The sequence below is a fragment of the Cellulomonas massiliensis JC225 genome (assembly GCF_000312005.1).
Lineage (GTDB): Bacteria > Actinomycetota > Actinomycetes > Actinomycetales > Cellulomonadaceae > Cellulomonas > Cellulomonas massiliensis.
On sequence record NZ_HE978588.1, the window covers coordinates 2,503,485 to 2,521,806 of the forward strand.

Here is an 18,322-nt window from a genome sequence, read left to right on the forward strand (position 1 = left end):
CCAGGAGAACGGCGTGCCGGTGGCCGAGGCGGTCGAGCGTGTCGTGGCCGCGATCCGCGAGCACGCGCAGGTCTGAGCGGTGGTCGACGACCGGACCGTCGAGGTGGACCCGGCGGGGCAGTTCGCCGGCGAGCCCGACGGCTTCGAGCGCCTGTGGACGCCCCACCGCATGGTCTACATCGGCGGGCAGGACAAGCCGGACGGGCCCGAGGCGGGGGAGGGCTGCCCCTTCTGCCGCATCCCGACGCTGGACGACGAGCAGGGGCTCGTCGTCGCGCGGGGCTCCGCGGCGTTCGTCTGCCTCAACCTGTACCCGTACAACACGAGCCACCTGCTGGTGTGCCCGTACCGGCACGTCGCCGACTACACGGACCTCACGCCCGCGGAGACGGACGAGGTGGCGCGGCTGACGCAGACGGCGATGCGGGTGGTCCGCGCCGTGTCCGCGCCGCAGGGCTTCAACCTGGGCATGAACCAGGGCGAGGTCGCGGGCGCCGGGATCGCCGCCCACCTGCACCAGCACGTCGTGCCGCGCTGGCGCGGGGACTCGAACTTCCTGCCCATCGTCGCCCGTAGCCGGGCGCTGCCCGAGCTGCTCGCCGACACGCGCGCGCGGCTCGCGGCGGCGTGGCCGGCGGCGCCGGAGGAGGAGGCCTGATGCTGCACCGACTGCGGGGCGTGATGCAGCGCGTCTTCACGCCGGTGGCGCGCGCGCTGCTGAGGGCCGGCGTCTCGCCGGACGCGGTGACGATCACGGGCACGCTCGTCGTCGTGGTGACGGCCCTGTGGGCGTTCCCGCGCGGCAACCTCGTGCCCGGCGTGCTCGTCATCACGGTGTTCGTGCTGACCGACTCCCTCGACGGCGTCATGGCCCGGCAGGCCGGGCGCAGCGGCCCGTGGGGCGCGTTCCTCGACTCGACGCTCGACCGCTTCGGCGACGCGGCGATCTTCGGCGGGCTCGTCCTGTGGCTGTTCGGGTACGGCGACGACGGCACCACGACCGCCCGGGTGTCCGCCGTCCTCGCGCTCGCGTGCCTGGTGCTCGGGTCGGTCGTGCCGTACGCCCGGGCCCGCGCCGAGGGGCTGGGCATGACCGCGTCGGGCGGCATCGCCGAGCGCGCGGACCGCCTGCTCGTCGTGCTGGTCGCGATCTTCGTCGTCGGCCTCGGTGCGCCGCTCGTCGTGCTCGCCGTCGTCCTCGCGCTGCTCGCGCTCGCCTCCGCGGTGACCGTGGTGCAGCGGATGGCCATGGTCCACCGCCAGGCGCGGGAGCTCGCGGCATGAAGGTCGACGTCGCGGCCGCCTACCGGGTCGGGTGGCGGGTCGCCGGGAAGCTGCCCGGCGGCCTCGTGCGGGCGGGGTTCGCCCTGGCCGCGGACGCCGCCTGGCTGCGGCGCGGCGGGGGGGTGCGGCAGCTCGAGAAGAACCTCGCTCGGGTGCGCCCCGAGCTCGACCGGCGCGCGCTGCGCCGGCTGTCGCGGGCAGGCATGCGGTCGTACATGCGCTACTTCGGCGAGGCGTTCACGCTGCCTGCGTGGACGCCCGAGCAGGTCGACGCCCGCGTGCGGGTCGTCGGCCGGGAGCACCTCCAGCCGTACCTCGACGAGGGGCGCACCGTCGTGCTCGCGCTCGGGCACGTCGGCAACTGGGACCTCGCGGGCGCGTGGGCGTCGCCGCACCTGGCGCCCGTCGTGACCGTCGCCGAGCGGCTCAAGCCCGAGGAGCTGTTCCAGGAGTTCGTCCGGTTCCGCGAGAGCCTCGGCCTGCGGATCCTGCCGCTCACGGGCGGCGGCGACGTCTTCCGCGAGCTCATCCGCACGGCGCGCGGCGGGCCGTTCGTCCTGCCGCTGCTCGCCGACCGCGACCTCACCGCGCGCGGCGTCGAGGTGGACCTCTTCGGACGCCCCGCCCGGGTCGCCGCCGGTCCCGCCGCGCTCGCGCTCGCCAGCGGGCAGCCGCTGTTCCCCGTGCCGATCACCTACGAGCGGCTCACGGGCGAGCGCCGGCGGCGAGCGGGCTCCCCGTGGGGCATCGTGCTCGAGTTTCGTGCGCAGGTGCCCGTGCCCCAGGGGCTGCCGCGCGCCGCGCAGGTCGCCCGCATGACGCAGGCGTGGGTCGACGAGCTGGCCGACGGGATCCGGCACCACCCCGAGGACTGGCACATGCTGCAGAAGGTGTTCGTGGAGGACCTCGACCCCGAGCGCTACGCCAGGACCCTGGCCGAGGAGCGTGGCGCGCGTGGCTGAGGCGACCGAGGCGCCCGCGCGCCGCCTGCGCGTCGGGATCGTCTGCCCGTACTCGTTCGACGTCCCGGGCGGCGTGCAGATCCACGTGAAGGACCTCGCCGAGGCGCTCATGGCCCGTGGCCACACGGTGGAGGTGCTCGCGCCCGCGGACGACGAGACCCCCGTGCCCGACTACCTCACCGCGGCCGGCCGCGCCGTGCCCGTCCGGTACAACGGCTCGGTCGCGCGCCTCACCTTCGGCCCCGTCACCGCGGCGCGCACGCGCCGGTGGCTGGCGGCGGGTCGGTTCGACGTGCTCCACCTGCACGAGCCCGTGACCCCGAGCCTGTCGATGCTCGCGCTGTGGATCGCCGACGGCCCGGTGGTCGCGACGTTCCACACCTCGACGGCGCGGTCGCGCTCCATGCAGGTCGCCTTCCCGCTCGTGCGGCAGTCCCTCGAGAAGATCTCGGCCCGCATCGCCGTGTCCGAGGACGCGCGGCGCACGCTCGTCGAGCACCTGGGCGGCGACGCGGTCGTCATCCCGAACGGCGTGTACGTCGACACGTTCGCCGCGGCGGGCGCCGACCCGCGCTGGACCGGCACGCCCGACGCCCCCACGGTCGCGTTCCTCGGGCGCCTGGACGAGCCCCGCAAGGGGCTGCCCGTGCTGCTGGGCGCCGTGCGCTCGGTGCGCGAGCGGATCCCGGGCGTCCGGTTCCTCGTCGCCGGCCGCGGCGAGACCGGGCCGCAGCAGGCGCAGGAGCTGCTCGGGCCCGACGCGGCCGCCGTCGAGTTCCTCGGGTCGGTGAGCGAGCAGGACAAGGCGAGCCTCCTCGCCTCCGTCGACGCCTACGTGGCGCCGCAGACGGGCGGTGAGAGCTTCGGCATCGTCCTCGCCGAGGCGATGGCGGCGGGCACCTCGGTCGTCGCGAGCGACCTCGGGGCCTTCGCCCGCGTCCTCGACGGCGGGACCGCCGGCACGCTGTTCCGGACGGGTGACAGCGCGGACCTCGCCGACACGCTCGTCGCCGTGCTCCGCGACCCCGAGGGGCGCGCCGCGCGCGAGGAGGTCGCCCGGCGCGTCGTCCGGCGCTACGACTGGTCCGCCGTGACCGACCAGGTGCTCGCGGTGTACGAGATGGCCGTCGCGGGCCACGACGCGCCCGTGGGCGAGGACCCGGCGTCGCTGCGCGGTGCGCGGCTGCTCGAGCTGCGGCGCCGGGGTGAGGCGCGATGAGGTGGTCGGAGGTCGCGCTCGTCGCCACGCTCGCCGTCGTCCTGGTGCTGTGGTGGGTCTGGGTGATGGCCTCCCGGCTGGACCGGCTGCACCGCAAGGTCGGGTCGTCGCGCGCCGTCGTGGACGGCCAGCTGGTGCGCCGGGCGACCGTCGCGGCCGAGCTCGCGACGTCCGGCCTGCTCGACCCCGTCAGCTCGCTGATCGTGGCGGAGGCCGCCTGGTCCGCGCTCGCCGCGGGCGGCGCGGAGTCCGAGGTCGCCACCGTCCTGCCGCCCGACCTGCGCCGGCTCATCACCGACCCCGAGGCGCCGGACGCGCTGCCCGTGGACGGCCCGGACCGGGGCCGGATCGAGAGCGAGCTCTCGGCGACGCTGCGCGAGGTCCTGGCGGACCCGGAGGAGCTCAGCGCGCTGCGGTCGGAGCCGGCGGGCGACGAGCTCGTCGGCGCGCTCGGCCAGGCGTGGTACCGGGTGCAGCTGTCCCGCCGCTTCCTCAACGAGGCGGTCGCGCAGACCCAGCGGGTGCGGCGCAAGCCGGTGGTCCGGCTGCTGCGCCTCGCCGGGCACGCCCCGTGGCCGCGCACCCTCGAGATCGACGACGAGTGGCCCAGCGCGCTGGGCCGGCCGGGCGCGCTCGCCCAGCCCGAGCCCGCGGGGCCCGACGCCTGAGACGGCACCGGGGACGCGGCCGTCGCGCACTACGATGGGACGACTCCCACCCGCACGACCTGTGAGGCTCTTCGTGACCAGCGAGACCACCACCCCCGCCGGCCAGCACGCCGGCGCGACCGGCACGGCGCGCGTGAAGCGCGGCATGGCCGAGATGCTCAAGGGCGGCGTCATCATGGACGTCGTCACGCCCGAGCAGGCGAAGATCGCCGAGGACGCCGGCGCCGTCGCGGTCATGGCGCTCGAGCGGGTCCCGGCGGACATCCGCGCCCAGGGCGGCGTCGCGCGCATGAGCGACCCCGACCTCGTCGACGGGATCATCGAGGCGGTGTCCATCCCCGTCATGGCGAAGGCCCGCATCGGGCACTTCGTCGAGGCCCAGGTGCTGCAGAGCCTCGGCGTCGACTACGTCGACGAGTCCGAGGTGCTCACGCCCGCCGACTACAGCCACCACATCGACAAGTGGGCGTTCACCGTGCCGTTCGTGTGCGGCGCGACGAACCTCGGCGAGGCCCTGCGCCGCATCACCGAGGGTGCGGCGATGATCCGCTCCAAGGGCGAGGCCGGCACGGGTGACGTCTCGAACGCGACGACGCACATGCGCACCCTGCGCGACGAGATCCGCCGCCTCACCTCCCTGCCCGAGGACGAGCTGTACCTCGCGGCCAAGGAGCTGCAGGCGCCGTACGAGCTCGTCAAGGAGGTCGCGACCGCCGGCAAGCTGCCGGTCGTGCTCTTCACCGCGGGCGGGATCGCGACCCCGGCCGACGCCGCCATGATGATGCAGCTCGGCGCCGAGGGCGTGTTCGTCGGCTCCGGCATCTTCAAGTCGGGCAACCCCGCCGAGCGGGCCGCCGCGATCGTCAAGGCGACGACGTTCTACGACGACCCCGACGTGATCGCCAAGGTGTCCCGCGGCCTCGGCGAGGCGATGGTCGGCATCAACGTCGACGACGTCCCGGTGCCGCACCGCCTGGCCGAGCGCGGCTGGTGACGGCCGAGCAGCCGGCGCACGACGTGCACGAGGCCGCGTCCCCCCTCGAGGGGGGCGCGGCCTCGGCCGTGCCGGCGGCCGGGGCGGCCGCGGACGCGAGCCCGGTGCGCGCGCTCGGACCCGACTGGGTCCCGGGAGAGGACGGGCTGCTGTTCCGGCGGGCGGCGCGGGTGATCCTGCTCGACGAGGACGACCGGGTGCTGCTGGTGCGCGGCCATGACCTCGACCAGCCCGAGCGGTCCTGGTGGTTCACGGTGGGCGGCGGCATCGACGCGGGCGAGTCCGCCCGCGAGGCGGCCGTGCGCGAGCTGCGCGAGGAGACCGGTGTCGTCGTGCCGGTCGACGCGCTGACGGGGCCCGTCTTCACCCGGTCGGCGATCTTCGACTTCTACGCGGCGCGCTGCCGCCAGGACGAGGAGCTGTACGTCGCACGCGTCGGCGCGGACGCCTTCGTCGGGCCCGACCGCTCGACGTGGACGTCCGTGGAGCTCGACGTCCTCGACGAGCTGCGCTGGTGGGACCTCGACGAGCTGGCACGCGTCGAGATCGAGGTCTTCCCGGAGGGGCTCGTCGAGCTCGTCCGCAGCGTGCTGCCGGGGTGGGACGGCGTGACCCGCCACCTCGGCCTCGCGCACGAGTAGCGCCGCGGACGCCCCGCCGACGCCCTGCCGACGCCCCGCCTCCCGGCGGCGGCCGTGACGACGCGCACACGGACGGGCGCACCGGTGCCCCCTCCGGCGTCCTTACGATGACGGACGTGCCTCCCACCATCGGTGTCCTCGCCCTGCAGGGCGACGTCCGCGAGCACCTGCACGCCCTCGAGAGCTCCGGCGCGCGGGCGGTGCCGGTGCGCCGCCGCTCGGAGCTGGACGCGGTCGACGCGCTCGTGCTGCCGGGCGGCGAGTCCACCACGATCGACAAGCTGCTGCGCGCCTTCGAGCTGTTCGAGCCCGTGCGCGAGCGGCTGCGCGCGGGCATGCCGGCGTACGGGTCGTGCGCGGGCATGATCCTGCTCGCGGACCGGGTGCTCGGGGGGATCGAGGGCCAGCAGACGCTCGGCGGCGTCGACGTCACGGTGCGGCGCAACGCGTTCGGGCGCCAGGTCGAGTCCTTCGAGACGGACCTCTCGGTCGACGGCGTCGACGGCCCGGTGCACGCGGTGTTCATCCGCGCTCCGTGGGTCGAGGAGGTCGGGCCGGCCGCGACGGTCGTCGGCCGCGTGGAGAGCGGGCCCGCCGCCGGTAGGATCGTCGCGGTCCGTCAGGGTCCTCTGCTCGTGACGTCCTTCCATCCGGAGGTCACCGGGGACACGCGGGTGCACCAGCTGTTCGTGCAGATCGTCCGCGAGGCGTCGGCCGCAGCCCCCGCAGCGACGGTGGGGCAGGCCGGGCCCGACGCGGGAGCAAAGGGGTAGCAGAGGCGATGTCGGGTCACTCCAAGTGGGCCACCACGAAGCACAAGAAGGCCGTGATCGACGCGAAGCGCGGCAAGCTCTTCGCGAAGCTCATCAAGAACATCGAGGTCGCCGCCCGCACGGGCGGCGGTGACCCCGCGGGCAACCCGACGCTCTTCGACGCGATCCAGAAGGCGAAGAAGTCGTCGGTCCCGAACGACAACATCGACCGCGCCGTCAAGCGCGGCTCCGGCCAGGAGGCCGGCGGCGCCGACTACCAGACGATCATGTACGAGGGCTACGGCCCCGGCGGCGTCGCCGTGCTGGTCGAGTGCCTCACCGACAACCGCAACCGGGCGGCGTCCGACGTCCGCGTCGCGTTCACGCGCAACGGCGGGCAGATGGCCGACCCCGGCTCGGTGTCGTACATCTTCAGCCGCAAGGGCGTCGTCATCGTGCCCAAGGAGGGCACGGACGAGGACGCCGTCATGGAGGCGGTGCTCGAGGCCGGCGGCGAGGAGGTCACCGACCTCGGCGACCAGTTCGAGGTGCTGTCCGAGGCGACCGACCTCGTCCCGGTGCGCAGCGCGCTGCAGGACGCGGGCATCGAGTACGACTCCGCCGACGTCGTGTTCTGGCCGTCCACGCAGATCGAGGTCGACGCCGACGGCGCCCGCAAGATCCTGCGCCTCATCGACGCGCTCGAGGACTCCGACGACGTGCAGAACGTGTACGCGAACTTCGACGCGTCCGACGAGGTCATGGCGGAGCTCGAGGACGACTGAGAGCGAGCGACCCCGCAGGGCGTGCGACCGCAGCGGTCGCACGCCCTCGTCGCGTCCGCGGGCGTGGCGGTGCGCCGCGGGGGACCGGCGGCTTGCGACGATGGCCGGGTGCGCGTGCTCGGAGTGGACCCCGGCCTGACCCGATGCGGGATCGGCGTCGTCGACGGCCTGCCCGGGCGGCGGGCGCGGCTCGTGCACGTCTCGGTCGCCCGGTCCGACGCCGGATGGGACGTCGACCAGCGCCTCCTCGCCATCGCCACCGCGCTGGACGCCGCGATCGAGGAGCACGCCCCCGACACGGTCGCGGTCGAGCGCGTCTTCGCCCAGCACAACGTGAGCACCGTGATGGGGACCGCGCAGGTCGCGGGGATCGCGATGCTGGCGGCCGCACGCCGGCGCGTCCCCGTCGCGCTGCACACGCCGTCCGAGGTGAAGGCCGCGGTGACCGGCAACGGGCGGGCCGGGAAGGCGCAGGTCCAGACGATGGTCGCCCGCATCCTGTCGCTCGAGGAGCTGCCGCGGCCGGCGGACGCCGCGGACGCGCTGGCGCTCGCCGTGTGCCACCTCTGGCGGCCGGCGGGCGCGCTCGGTGCGCCGCAGCGACCGCCGAGCGCCCTGACCCCCGCGCAGCGGGCGTGGGCCGCCGCGGAGCAGGCGGCCCGGCGCGCCTGAGGGCGGCGTGTCCTCGTACACCTGTTCGGTCGGCCGTGCGAGAGTGTGCCCGACGACGGCGGGCCGCGGGTGCGACGCCGGGAGGGAGCGGACCTGTGATCGCCTCGGTGCACGGCACGGTGCTCGCGCTGCGGCTCGACGCCGCGGTCGTGGAGGTCGGGGGCGTCGGTCTGCTGCTGCACGCGACGCCGGCGACCCTCGCGGGCCTGCGCGTCGGGCAGAGCGCCCGGCTCTCGACCTCGCTCGTCGTGCGCGAGGACGCCCTGACGCTCTACGGCTTCGCCGACGCGGACGAGCGCGAGGTGTTCGAGGTCGTCCAGACCGTCAGCGGCGTCGGCCCGCGCCTGGCGCTGGCGATGCTCGCCGTCCACACGCCGGACGCGCTGCGGCGCGCGGTCGCGGACGAGGACCTCAAGGCGCTCGAGCGCGTCCCGGGCATCGGCCGCAAGGGCGCGCAGCGCATCGTCCTGGAGCTCGGCGACCGGCTCGGCTCGCCGTCCGCCCCCGTCGCGACCGGCGGGGGAGCGGCGGCCGTGGACCCGGGCGACCGGCGGGACCAGGTGGTCGAGGCGCTCGTGGGGCTCGGCTGGAACGCGCGCGTCGCGGGCGACGCGGTCGCCACGGTGCTGGAGGGCTCGGAGGGCCCGGTCGCCGCCGACGAGGTCGCGGGCGTGCTGCGCGCGGCGCTGCGGACGCTGGGCGGCGGGCGTGGCTGAGCGGCACGAGGAGGACCTCGACGAGCTCGTCACCGAGCGGTTCGCGGCGCAGTCCCTGGTGCGGCCCGACGCGGACGCGGTCGAGCGCGCGGCCGAGGCGGCGCTGCGGCCGCGCAGCCTCGACGAGTTCGTCGGGCAGCGCGTCGTGCGCGACCAGCTCTCCCTCGTGCTGCAGGCCGCCCGTCGCCGCGGCCGGGCGCCGGACCACGTGCTGCTGTCCGGCCCGCCCGGCCTGGGCAAGACCACGCTGGCGATGATCATCGCCGCCGAGCTCGGCGCGTCGCTGCGCGTCACGAGCGGGCCCGCGATCCAGCACGCGGGCGACCTCGCCGCGGTGCTCTCCTCCCTGGAGGAGGGCGAGGTGCTCTTCCTCGACGAGATCCACCGGCTCGCCCGCCCCGCGGAGGAGCTGCTCTACGTCGCGATGGAGGACTTCCGGGTCGACGTCGTCGTCGGCAAGGGTGCGGGCGCGAGCGCGATCCCGCTCGCCCTGCCGCCGTTCACGGTCGTCGGCGCGACCACCCGTGCGGGCCTGCTGCCCGCCCCGCTGCGCGACCGCTTCGGCTTCACGGGGCACCTCGACTTCTACGCCGACGACGAGCTGGAGCGCGTCCTGCTGCGGTCGGCCGGCCTGCTCGACGTCCCGCTCACCCACCAGGCCGCCCACGAGATCGCCTCCCGCTCGCGCGGGACCCCCCGGATCGCCAACCGCCTGCTGCGGCGCGTGCGCGACTGGGCCGAGGTGCGCGGGGACGGCTCGCTCGACCTGGCGGCGGCCCGCGCCGCGCTCGAGGTGTACGAGGTCGACCGCCGGGGCCTGGACCGCCTCGACCGCTCCGTGCTGGAGGCGCTGTGCCGCCGGTTCGGCGGCGGCCCGGTGGGCCTCACCACGCTGGCGGTGGCCGTCGGCGAGGAGCCCGAGACCGTCGAGACCGTCGCGGAGCCGTTCCTCGTCCGCGAGGGCCTGGTCGGCCGGACGCCGCGCGGACGCGTCGCGCTTCCGGCCGCCTGGGCGCACCTGGGCCTCACGCCGCCGAGCGAGACGGGCACCCTCTTCGCCTGACCGCCCCGGGCGGGCGCGGAGCCGGCGCGCGCGGGCGGGGAACCCCGGGCGGCCCAGGCGCGTTGGAGCCCCGGGCGCGTGCGCCTAGACTGCGTCGGTCACCACTCGAACGGAGCTGTTGTCTCGTGGAATTGATCCTCATCGCCGCACTGGCTGTCGGCGCGATGTTCTGGATGTCGCGTCGGAACCAGAAGATGCAGCGTCAGCAGGCGGAGTTCCGGAACCACCTCGAGGTGGGTGACGAGGTCATGACCGCGTCCGGCCTGTTCGGCACCGTCGTCGACGCCGACGACCCCGAGAAGGTCACGCTCGAGACCGAGCCGGGCGGCGCGCAGACCCGCTGGCTGCGCCAGGCGATCCTGCGCAAGGTCGAGCCGCCGGTCGAGGACGAGTACGAGGACGACGCCGTCGACGGCACGGACGAGACGGACCCCGCGACCGACGTCGCGGACGAGCCGATCGACGTCCCCGACGACCTGTCGTCCCTGCCGCCCGCCCCGAAGAAGGACGGCGAGCAGGAGAAGTAACCGCACGGCCCGGATCTCCCACCGGGCCCGGATCCCACCGGCCGCCGACGCGGCCGGTGCGCGCACGAGAGAAGAACCCAGTTGGCTCCTCCTACCCGCCGCCGACGGCCGGGCCGCACGCTCCTCGTGCTGCTCGGCATCGTCCTCACGGTCTTCGGTTCGGTCTTCGTCGGCACGAAGGTGTCGAACGCGTCCTGGACGCCCGGCCTCGCGCTCGACCTCGAGGGCGGCACGCAGCTGATCCTCACGCCGGTCTCCAGCGCCGGGACGCCGACCTCCGAGGACATCAACCAGGCGATCTCCGTGATCCGCCAGCGTGTGGACGCGTCCGGCGTGTCCGAGGCGGAGATCAGCCGCCAGGGGCAGCGCAACATCGTCGTCTCCCTGCCCGGCACGCCGTCGCAGGAGACGCTCGACCTCGTCCGCAAGTCCTCGCAGATGGACTTCCGGCCCGTCCTCGCCGTCGACGTCGGCTCCCCGGCGCCCGAGCCCACGGCCACGCCGACGGACTCCCCGACGGACACCCCGACCGAGGAGGCCACGCCGGAGCCGTCCGCGTCGGCGAGCGCGACGGCCGACGGCTCCGTCGCCGGCACCGTTCCGGGCGCGACGACGCCCACGCCCGAGCCCTCGCCCTCGGCCTCCTCCGGGGCGCAGAGCCCGAGCGACGCCGCGTACTACCTGACGCCCGAGGTGCAGCAGCAGTTCGAGGACCTCGACTGCTCCGCCGAGGGCGCGCTCGCCGGCGGTGAGCCCGGCGCGGCCGACAAGGCGTTCGTCACGTGCGACACCGACGGCGTCTACAAGTACGCCCTCGGCCCCATCGAGATCCCCGGCACGCAGATCGACTCCGCGACCTCGGGCCTGCAGGTGCTGCCCAACGGCGGCGTCGGCACCGAGTGGGTCGTGAACATCAAGTTCACGAACGCCGGGACGACGACCTTCGCCAAGACGACCGAGCGCCTCCTGGCGCAGCAGCCGCCGCAGAACCAGTTCGCGATGGTGCTCGACGGGCTCGTGATCTCGGCGCCCCAGGTGAACACCGTGATCCCGAACGGCCAGGCCGAGATCTCGGGCGACTTCACGCAGGCGACGGCCGCGACGCTCGCGCAGCAGCTCAACTTCGGGTCGCTGCCGCTGACGTTCCAGGTCGAGAGCGAGCAGCGGGTCTCCGCCACGCTCGGGTCCGAGCAGCTGCAGGCGGGCCTCGTCGCCGGCCTCATCGGCCTCGTGCTCGTGGTCATCTACTCGTTCCTGCAGTACCGGGCCCTCGCGATCCTGACGGTCGGGTCGCTCGTCGTGGCGGGCGTGCTCACCTACGGCGTCATCGCCCTGCTGTCGTGGACGCAGGGGTACCGGCTGTCGCTGCCCGGCGTGGCCGGCCTCATCATCGCGATCGGCATCACCGCCGACTCGTTCATCGTGTACTTCGAGCGCATCCGCGACGAGCTCCGCGACGGGCGCACGCTCCCGGCCGCGGTCGAGCGGGGCTGGGACCGCGCCCGGCGCACGATCCTGGCGTCCGACGCCGTGAACCTGCTCGCGGCCGTGGTGCTCTACGCCCTGTCGGTCGGCGGCGTGCGCGGGTTCGCGTTCACGCTCGGGCTCACCACCGTGATCGACGTGATCGTGGTGTTCCTCTTCACCCACCCGATGATGGAGATCATCGCCCGGACCCGGTTCTGGGGCGGCGGACACCCGCTGTCCGGCCTCGACCCGCGACGCCTGGGTGCGCCCGAGCGGACCCGGTACGTCGGCCGCGGCAAGGTCGTCACCGGCCCGCGCAGCACCGCCGGCCCCGAGGACGCCGTCGAGGACGAGCCGGTCACCGACCGCAAGGTGCCGACGCCGGTCGGCACCGGCGGCATGACGATCGCGGAGCGGCGTGCCGCCGAGCGCGCGGCCGCCCGCCGCGCGGACGCGCCGACCGACGCCCCGCAGACCACCGAGGGGAACGACTGATGGCCGCCGGATTCGCCCAGTGGGGCAACGACCTCTACACCGGCCGCCGGTCGTACGACATCGTCGGCCGCCGCCGGCTGTGGTTCACGATCTCCGCCGTCCTCGTGGTGCTCTCGGGCATCCTGCTCGTCAAGCCGGGCCTCAACCCGGGCATCGAGTTCCGCGGGGGCTCGGAGTTCGTCGTCTCGGGCATCACCGACCGCTCGCAGCAGCTCGCGATCGACACGGTGCAGTCCATCGCCCCCGACGAGGCGCCCAAGGTCAGCGACCTCGGCGCGAACAGCCTGCGGATCCAGACCTCCGAGCTCGACCGCGCGGAGAGCGAGGAGGTGGCGGCCGCCCTCGCCGACGCCTTCCAGGTGGCGCCGAACCAGGTCACGACGCAGTTCATCGGCCCCACGTGGGGAGCCGACGTCTCGCAGAAGGCCATCACCGGCATCGTCGTGTTCCTGCTGTTCGTCACCGTCGTGATGACGCTGTACTTCCGGAACTGGCGGTTCGCGCTGGCCGCGCTCATCGCGCTGTTCCACGACCTGCTGATCACGGTGGGCGTGTACGCGGCGGTCGGCTGGGAGGTCACGCCGTCCACGGTCATCGGCTTCCTCACGATCCTCGGCTACTCGATCTACGACACGGTCGTCGTGTTCGACAAGGTCCGGGAGAACACCGCCGACGTGCTCGACCAGAGCCGGCACACGTACGCCGAGCGTGCGAACCTCGCCGTGAACCAGACCCTCGTCCGGTCGATCAACACGTCGGTCGTGGCGCTCCTGCCCGTCGGGGCGATCCTGTTCGTCGGGGCCTTCGTCCTCGGCGCCGGGACGCTGCGCGACATCTCGCTGGCCCTGTTCGTCGGCATGCTCGTCGGCACCTTCTCGTCGATCTTCCTCGCGACGCCCCTCGAGGTGTGGCTGCGCGAGCGGGAGCCGAAGGTGGCCGCCCACACCGCCAAGGTCCTGCGGGCGCGCCGCTCGAGCGGCGAGGAGGGCGCCCCCGTCCTCGCCCACGCGGCGACGGTCGGCGCGACCGTGCCCGGCTCGCACCAGGGCACGGCGGCGCAGCCGAGGCGCCGGCGGACCAAGCGGTGACAGCAGGCGTGGCGCGGTCCTCGTCCGGGGGTCCGGACGAGGACCGCGTGCTGCGCCGGGTCGACGAGCTGGTCCGGCTGGTGCCGGACTACCCGGAGCCGGGCGTCCTGTTCCGCGACATCACGCCGCTGCTCGCCGACGCCGAGGCGTTCGCCGACGTCGTCGCGCTCATCGCCGCGCGCGTCGAGGGTCCCGTGGACCTCGTCGCCGGCATGGAGGCCCGTGGCTTCCTGCTGGCCGCCCCGGTCGCCGTCGCGCTCGGGGCCGGCGTCCTGCCCGTGCGCAAGGCCGGCAAGCTGCCGGGGCCGACCGTCTCCGAGAGCTACGCGCTGGAGTACGGCACCGCCACAGTGGAGCTGCACCCGTTCACGGTGCCGGAGGGCGCGCGCGTGCTGGTCCTCGACGACGTGCTGGCCACCGGCGGCACGGCCGCGGCGACCGTGTCGCTGCTCGAGCGGTGCCGGGCCGAGGTCGTCGGCGTCTCGTTCCTCGTCGAGATCGTCCCGCTCGGCGGGCGGGCGCAGCTGGGCGGTCACCGCGTCGACGCCCTGGTCAGGGTCGGCTGACCGGGTGGCCCGGTCCCGGGTGCGCCGCGTGCGGTCGTAGACTTCTGCAACCGAGCGCGGGGGAGGTGCTGCCATGACGGACGAGGTCCGCACGAGCGCGCGCCCCGACGAGCGCTCCGGCACGGAGCCCAAGGCCGACTCCTCGGCCACGTCGCGGGTCCGCTCCCGGCTGCCGCGGTTCGGGTCCCGCTCGCTGCCCGCGCTGCCGGCGCTGGAGCCGGTGCTCGCCGCGGCGCGCGCCAACCACCCGAAGGCCGACCTGACGGCCGTCGAGCAGGCCTACGTCGTCGCCGAGCGCGAGCACCGCGGCCAGGTCCGCAAGAGCGGCGACCCGTACATCACGCACCCCGTCGCCGTCGCGACGATCCTCGCCGAGCTCGGGATGACCCCGTCGACGCTCGTGGCGGCGCTGCTGCACGACACGGTCGAGGACACGGAGTACTCGCTCGACCAGCTGCGGCGGGAGTTCGGCCCCGAGGTCGCGATGCTGGTCGACGGCGTGACGAAGCTCGACAAGGTCACGTACGGCGACGCGGCCCAGGCCGAGACCGTGCGCAAGATGGTCGTCGCGATGTCGCGCGACATCCGGGTGCTCGTCATCAAGCTCGCGGACCGCCTGCACAACGCCCGCACGTGGAAGTTCGTCTCCGCGCAGTCCGCGCAGAAGAAGGCGCGGGAGACGCTCGAGATCTACGCGCCGCTCGCGCACCGGCTCGGCATGAACACGATCAAGTGGGAGCTCGAGGACCTCTCGTTCGCGACGCTCTACCCCAAGGTCTACGACGAGATCGTGCACCTGGTCGCCGAGCGTGCGCCGGCCCGCGAGGAGTACCTCGCGGTGGTGCGGGAGCAGGTGGGTGCCGACCTGCGCGGGGCGAAGATCAAGGCGACCGTCACGGGCCGGCCGAAGCACTACTACTCCATCTACCAGAAGATGATCGTGCGCGGCCGCGACTTCTCGGACATCAACGACCTCGTCGGCGTCCGGGTCCTCGTGGACACGGTGCGCGACTGCTACGCGGCGCTCGGCGCGCTGCACGCGCGGTGGAACCCGGTCCCCGGCCGGTTCAAGGACTACATCGCGATGCCGAAGTTCAACATGTACCAGTCGCTGCACACGACGGTCATCGGGCCGAGCGGCAAGCCCGTCGAGATCCAGATCCGCACGCACGAGATGCACCGCCGGGCGGAGTACGGCGTCGCGGCGCACTGGAAGTACAAGGAGTCGGCCAAGAACGGCGGCGCCAAGGCGGCCAACGACTCCAACGACATGGCCTGGCTGCGCCAGCTGGTCGACTGGCAGCGCGAGACGACGGACCCCGAGGAGTTCCTCGACTCCCTGCGCTTCGAGATCGCCGGCTCCGAGGTGTACGTCTTCACGCCCAAGGGCGACGTCATGGCGCTGCCGCAGGGCTCGACGCCGGTCGACTTCGCGTACGCCGTGCACACGGAGGTCGGGCACCGCACGATGGGCGCGCGCGTCAACGGGCGCCTGGTCCCGCTGGACTCGCAGCTGGAGAACGGGGACGTCGTCGACGTCTTCACGTCCAAGTCGGAGACGGCCGGTCCGTCGCGCGACTGGCTCGCGTTCGTCAAGAGCCCCCGCGCGCGGAACAAGATCCGCCAGTGGTTCTCCAAGGAGCGCCGCGAGGAGGCGATCGAGCAGGGCAAGGACGCGATCGCCAAGGCGATGCGCAAGCAGAACCTGCCGCTGCAGCGCCTGCTCTCGCAGGAGGCTCTCGTCACGCTCGCCGCCGAGATGCGGTACGCCGACGTGTCCGCGCTGTACGCAGCGGTGGGGGAGCAGCAGGTCTCCGCGCAGACGGTCGTGCAGCGGCTCGTGCACTCGCTCGGCGGCGAGACGGCGGCCGAGGAGGACCTCGCGGAGGCCACCCGTCCGGGCCCCAGCGCGCGCAAGCCGCGCACCGGCGACCCGGGCGTCGTCGTGCGCGGGGTCGACGACGTGTGGGTGAAGCTCGCGAAGTGCTGCACGCCGGTGCCGGGCGACGAGATCATCGGCTTCGTCACGCGCGGAGCCGGGGTCAGCGTGCACCGCACCGACTGCGTCAACGTCGAGCAGCTGCGCGCCCAGCCCGAGCGCATCGTCGACGTCTCGTGGAGCCAGAGCAGCTCGTCGCTCTTCCTCGTGCAGATCCAGGTCGAGGCGCTGGACCGCAACCGGCTCCTCTCGGACGTCACCCGGGTGCTGTCCGACCACCACGTCAACATCCTCTCGGCGTCGGTCTCGACCTCGCGCGACCGCGTCGCGCTCTCGCGCTTCGTCTTCGAGATGGCCGAGCCGTCGCACCTGGCGTCCGTGCTCTCGGCCGTGCGGAAGGTGGACGGCGTGTTCGACGTCTACCGGATCACCGGGTCGAAGGCGGCGCAGGAGCCGCCGATCCGGGCCTGACGGTCCCGGCGTCGGCGTCCCGCAGCGCCGCGAGGCGCGTCCGGGCGACCACGAGGTGCCGTCCCCGCTGGCCGTCCAGCACGCGCACCGCCTCGTCCGGGTCGAGGCCGCCGTCCCGCAGGGCGGGCAGCAGCGACCGCGCCGCCGCGTCGGGCAGCCACCGCGCCACGTCCGCCGCCGTGCGTGCGAGCGACGTGACCGGGACACCGCCGACGAGCACCACGTGCTCGGGTGCCACCGTGGACTCGTGCACGACGCGCCGGGGGTGCGGGCCGCCGTGCCGTGCGCCCGGCCGCACGTAGACCTCCGCGCGTGCGGGCCGGCCCGTCCCCGTGTGCACCCACGCGGCCGCCGCCCGGGCCAGCACCGAGCGCGCCGGCATCACCGCCGCGAGCGCGGCCGCGCGCAGGCCCGGTGTCTCGGCCGCGTCGACGACGCGGGCGAGGTCGCCCCACAACGGCACCAGCACGCCGTCGCGGTGCAGCCCGTGCCAGGCCGCGTCCCCGACGTCGGGCCGGCGGACGGTGGCGGGGCGCGCCGGCGGCACCGGCCGGAAGGCGTCGAGGCGGGCGTTCACCCGCCGATGATCGCCGTTCGCGGGCGGAGCGTGCCGGCCGCCTGTGGACGGCGCCGACGACCGGCGCACGCAGGCCCCCCAACGCGGACGTCGGGGGGCCTGCTGGGTGCCGGTGGCGTGTCAGCCGCGCGCGTCGCGTGCGGCGCGCTGCACCTGCTCGAGCCAGGCCCGGCGGGCGTCGAGGGCGGCCTGCGCCTCACCGATCCTGCGCTTGTCGCCCGCCTGGGTGGCGGCGGCCAGGTCCGCCTCGAGCGACGCGATCGCCGCCTCCAGCTGGGCCGCCGCGCCCTCGGCCCGGGCCCGGGTCTCCGGGTTCGTCCGCGACCACTGGGCCTGCTCCGCGTCGCGCACCGCCTGCTCGACGGCGCGCAGCCGGCCCTCGACGCGCTGCACGTCCGCGCGCGGGACCTTGCCGGCGGCCTCCCAGCGGTCCTGGATCGAGCGCAGCGCCTGCTTGGCGGCGGGGAGGTCCCGCACCGGGACGAGTGCCTCCGCCTCCGTCAGGATGCCGAGCTTCACCTCGAGGTTCGCCCGGAACTCGGCGTCCGTGGCCGCGTTGCGCTCGTCCCGGGCTGCGAAGAACGCGTCCTGCGCCGCCCGGAACCGGGCCCACAGCGCGTCGTCGTCGGCCCGGCTCGCGCGCCCGGCCGCCTTCCAGCGCGCCATGAGGTCGCGGAACGCGGCGGACGTGGCACCCCAGTCGGTGCTCGTCGCGAGCTGCTCCGCCTCGGCGACCAGCGCCTCCTTCGCGGCCTTCGCCGACTGGTTACGCGTCTCGAGCTCGGCGAAGTAGTGCCGCCGCTCACGGTCGAACGTGGTGCGCGCGTGGCTGAACCGCTTCCACAGCGCCTCCTCGGTGGGCCGGTCGAGGCGCGGGCCCGTGCGCTGCGCGTCCTTCCACTGCTCCAGCAGCCCGCGCAGCTGCTCGCCCGCCGGACGCCACTGCATGCGCGCGGGGTCCTGGGAGGCGATCTTCTCCGCCTGCTCGACGATCGCGGTCCGCGCCTCGACGGCCGCTGCCCGTGCCGCCGTGCGCTCGGCCTCCGCCGCGGCCCGGCGCTCCGCGGCGGTGCCGCGCAGCTGCTCGAGGCGCGCGCGCAGACCGTCGAGGTCGCCGACGGCCGCCGGCTCGCGCAGCTCGTCGGTCAGGCGGGCGAGCGTCTGGTCGATCTCCTTGACGGAGAGGTCCGTCGCCGTGAGGCGGGCCTCGAAGACCGTGACCTTCGCCTGCAGGTCCAGGAAGCGCCGCACGTACAGCGACAGCGCCTCCTGCTCGGACGACGCGCCGGGCACCTGGCCGACGACGCGCTCGCCCGTGGCCTCCCGCACCGAGACGTTGCCCTCGGCGTCGACCGACCCGAACGCGGACGCGGCGGCGACCTCCGCCGAGTCGTCGACGGGAGGGCGGGGACGGCCGCCGGGGCCTGCGGCGCGTG

At 74.6% G+C, this 18,322-nt stretch carries 19 protein-coding genes; 17 read left to right on the top strand and 2 right to left on the bottom strand.

What is annotated here, in order from left to right; translation table 11 throughout:
- Nucleotides 1–79 precede the first annotated feature (79 nt).
- From HGCM_RS11875 to HGCM_RS11955, 17 genes are all read left to right on the top strand, one after another.
- Nucleotides 80–658 carry an HIT family protein gene (locus tag HGCM_RS11875; protein WP_019137052.1) on the top strand — a complete coding sequence of 193 codons (579 nt, stop codon included), beginning with the start codon at nucleotides 80–82 and terminating at the stop codon, nucleotides 656–658.
- A complete protein-coding gene (pgsA, locus tag HGCM_RS11880; RefSeq protein ID WP_019137053.1) occupies nucleotides 658–1,284 on the top strand; it encodes a phosphatidylinositol phosphate synthase in 627 nt (208 codons plus the stop codon). Before HGCM_RS11875 ends, pgsA begins: the two co-directional genes overlap by 1 nt.
- On the top strand, nucleotides 1,281–2,246 hold the full coding sequence (locus HGCM_RS11885; protein ID WP_019137054.1) for a phosphatidylinositol mannoside acyltransferase: 966 nt from the start codon (nucleotides 1,281–1,283) through the stop codon (nucleotides 2,244–2,246). The genes pgsA and HGCM_RS11885 overlap by 4 nt, the downstream gene beginning before the upstream one ends.
- 25 nt (nucleotides 2,247–2,271) lie before the next feature.
- Complete coding sequence (locus HGCM_RS11890) at nucleotides 2,272–3,465, top strand: glycosyltransferase family 4 protein (RefSeq protein ID WP_147573207.1); 1,194 nt, start codon at nucleotides 2,272–2,274, stop codon at nucleotides 3,463–3,465.
- Nucleotides 3,462–4,133, top strand: a complete 672-nt coding sequence (locus HGCM_RS11895; RefSeq protein WP_019137056.1) for a hypothetical protein — start codon at nucleotides 3,462–3,464, stop codon at nucleotides 4,131–4,133. Before HGCM_RS11890 ends, HGCM_RS11895 begins: the two co-directional genes overlap by 4 nt.
- Before the next feature lie 73 nt (nucleotides 4,134–4,206).
- Nucleotides 4,207–5,127, top strand: a complete 921-nt coding sequence (pdxS, locus tag HGCM_RS11900; protein ID WP_026075438.1) for a pyridoxal 5'-phosphate synthase lyase subunit PdxS — start codon at nucleotides 4,207–4,209, stop codon at nucleotides 5,125–5,127.
- Complete coding sequence (locus HGCM_RS11905) at nucleotides 5,124–5,768, top strand: NUDIX hydrolase (protein ID WP_019137058.1); 645 nt, start codon at nucleotides 5,124–5,126, stop codon at nucleotides 5,766–5,768. Before pdxS ends, HGCM_RS11905 begins: the two co-directional genes overlap by 4 nt.
- Before the next feature lie 116 nt (nucleotides 5,769–5,884).
- Nucleotides 5,885–6,541: a pyridoxal 5'-phosphate synthase glutaminase subunit PdxT gene (pdxT, locus tag HGCM_RS18155; protein ID WP_019137059.1), complete on the top strand. Its 657-nt coding sequence runs from the start codon at nucleotides 5,885–5,887 to the stop codon at nucleotides 6,539–6,541.
- Nucleotides 6,542–6,549: 8 nt separating this feature from the next.
- Entirely contained in the window at nucleotides 6,550–7,305 is a 756-nt protein-coding gene (locus HGCM_RS11915) for a YebC/PmpR family DNA-binding transcriptional regulator (protein WP_019137060.1), read from the top strand.
- Between the two features lie 108 nt (nucleotides 7,306–7,413).
- Nucleotides 7,414–7,977, top strand: a complete 564-nt coding sequence (gene ruvC / locus HGCM_RS11920) for a crossover junction endodeoxyribonuclease RuvC (RefSeq protein WP_019137061.1) — start codon at nucleotides 7,414–7,416, stop codon at nucleotides 7,975–7,977.
- Nucleotides 7,978–8,072: 95 nt separating this feature from the next.
- Nucleotides 8,073–8,693 (top strand): Holliday junction branch migration protein RuvA, encoded by a 621-nt coding sequence (gene ruvA / locus HGCM_RS11925; protein WP_019137062.1) that lies wholly within the window; start codon nucleotides 8,073–8,075, stop codon nucleotides 8,691–8,693.
- Nucleotides 8,686–9,756 (top strand): Holliday junction branch migration DNA helicase RuvB, encoded by a 1,071-nt coding sequence (gene ruvB / locus HGCM_RS11930; RefSeq protein WP_019137063.1) that lies wholly within the window; start codon nucleotides 8,686–8,688, stop codon nucleotides 9,754–9,756. Before ruvA ends, ruvB begins: the two co-directional genes overlap by 8 nt.
- Nucleotides 9,757–9,881: 125 nt before the next feature.
- Nucleotides 9,882–10,283: a preprotein translocase subunit YajC gene (yajC, locus tag HGCM_RS11935; RefSeq protein ID WP_026075439.1), complete on the top strand. Its 402-nt coding sequence runs from the start codon at nucleotides 9,882–9,884 to the stop codon at nucleotides 10,281–10,283.
- 81 nt (nucleotides 10,284–10,364) lie between these two features.
- The gene (gene secD, locus HGCM_RS18160) at nucleotides 10,365–12,245 is read left to right on the top strand and encodes a protein translocase subunit SecD (RefSeq protein ID WP_147572831.1); all 1,881 of its coding nucleotides are present in this window, start codon (nucleotides 10,365–10,367) and stop codon (nucleotides 12,243–12,245) included.
- Nucleotides 12,245–13,333 (top strand): protein translocase subunit SecF, encoded by a 1,089-nt coding sequence (gene secF / locus HGCM_RS11945; RefSeq protein ID WP_019137066.1) that lies wholly within the window; start codon nucleotides 12,245–12,247, stop codon nucleotides 13,331–13,333. Before secD ends, secF begins: the two co-directional genes overlap by 1 nt.
- Nucleotides 13,334–13,341: 8 nt before the next feature.
- The gene (locus HGCM_RS11950; protein ID WP_019137067.1) at nucleotides 13,342–13,899 is read left to right on the top strand and encodes an adenine phosphoribosyltransferase; all 558 of its coding nucleotides are present in this window, start codon (nucleotides 13,342–13,344) and stop codon (nucleotides 13,897–13,899) included.
- 73 nt (nucleotides 13,900–13,972) lie between these two features.
- On the top strand, nucleotides 13,973–16,309 hold the full coding sequence (locus HGCM_RS11955) for a RelA/SpoT family protein (protein ID WP_019137068.1): 2,337 nt from the start codon (nucleotides 13,973–13,975) through the stop codon (nucleotides 16,307–16,309).
- On the opposite strand, the gene HGCM_RS18895 is transcribed toward HGCM_RS11955, so the two are convergent.
- Together HGCM_RS18895 and HGCM_RS18170 are read right to left on the bottom strand one after the other, a co-directional pair.
- Nucleotides 16,266–16,886 carry a hypothetical protein gene (locus HGCM_RS18895; RefSeq protein WP_019137069.1) on the bottom strand — a complete coding sequence of 207 codons (621 nt, stop codon included), beginning with the start codon at nucleotides 16,884–16,886 and terminating at the stop codon, nucleotides 16,266–16,268. The genes HGCM_RS11955 and HGCM_RS18895 overlap by 44 nt on opposite strands.
- Nucleotides 16,887–17,006: 120 nt before the next feature.
- On the bottom strand, nucleotides 17,007–18,322 hold a 1,316-nt coding region (locus tag HGCM_RS18170), incomplete at its 5' end, for a DUF349 domain-containing protein (RefSeq protein WP_019137070.1).

Excerpts from the sequence above, each read along its gene's own strand:
- pgsA (WP_019137053.1), top strand. The coding sequence starts at position 658 with ATGCTGCACCGACTGCGGGGCGTGATGCAGCGCGTCTTCACGCCGGTG.
- HGCM_RS11885 (WP_019137054.1), top strand. The coding sequence starts at position 1,281 with ATGAAGGTCGACGTCGCGGCCGCCTACCGGGTCGGGTGGCGGGTCGCC.
- HGCM_RS11895 (WP_019137056.1), top strand. The coding sequence starts at position 3,462 with ATGAGGTGGTCGGAGGTCGCGCTCGTCGCCACGCTCGCCGTCGTCCTG.
- HGCM_RS11915 (WP_019137060.1), top strand. The coding sequence starts at position 6,550 with ATGTCGGGTCACTCCAAGTGGGCCACCACGAAGCACAAGAAGGCCGTG.
- secF (WP_019137066.1), top strand. The coding sequence starts at position 12,245 with ATGGCCGCCGGATTCGCCCAGTGGGGCAACGACCTCTACACCGGCCGC.
- HGCM_RS11955 (WP_019137068.1), top strand. The coding sequence starts at position 13,973 with ATGACGGACGAGGTCCGCACGAGCGCGCGCCCCGACGAGCGCTCCGGC.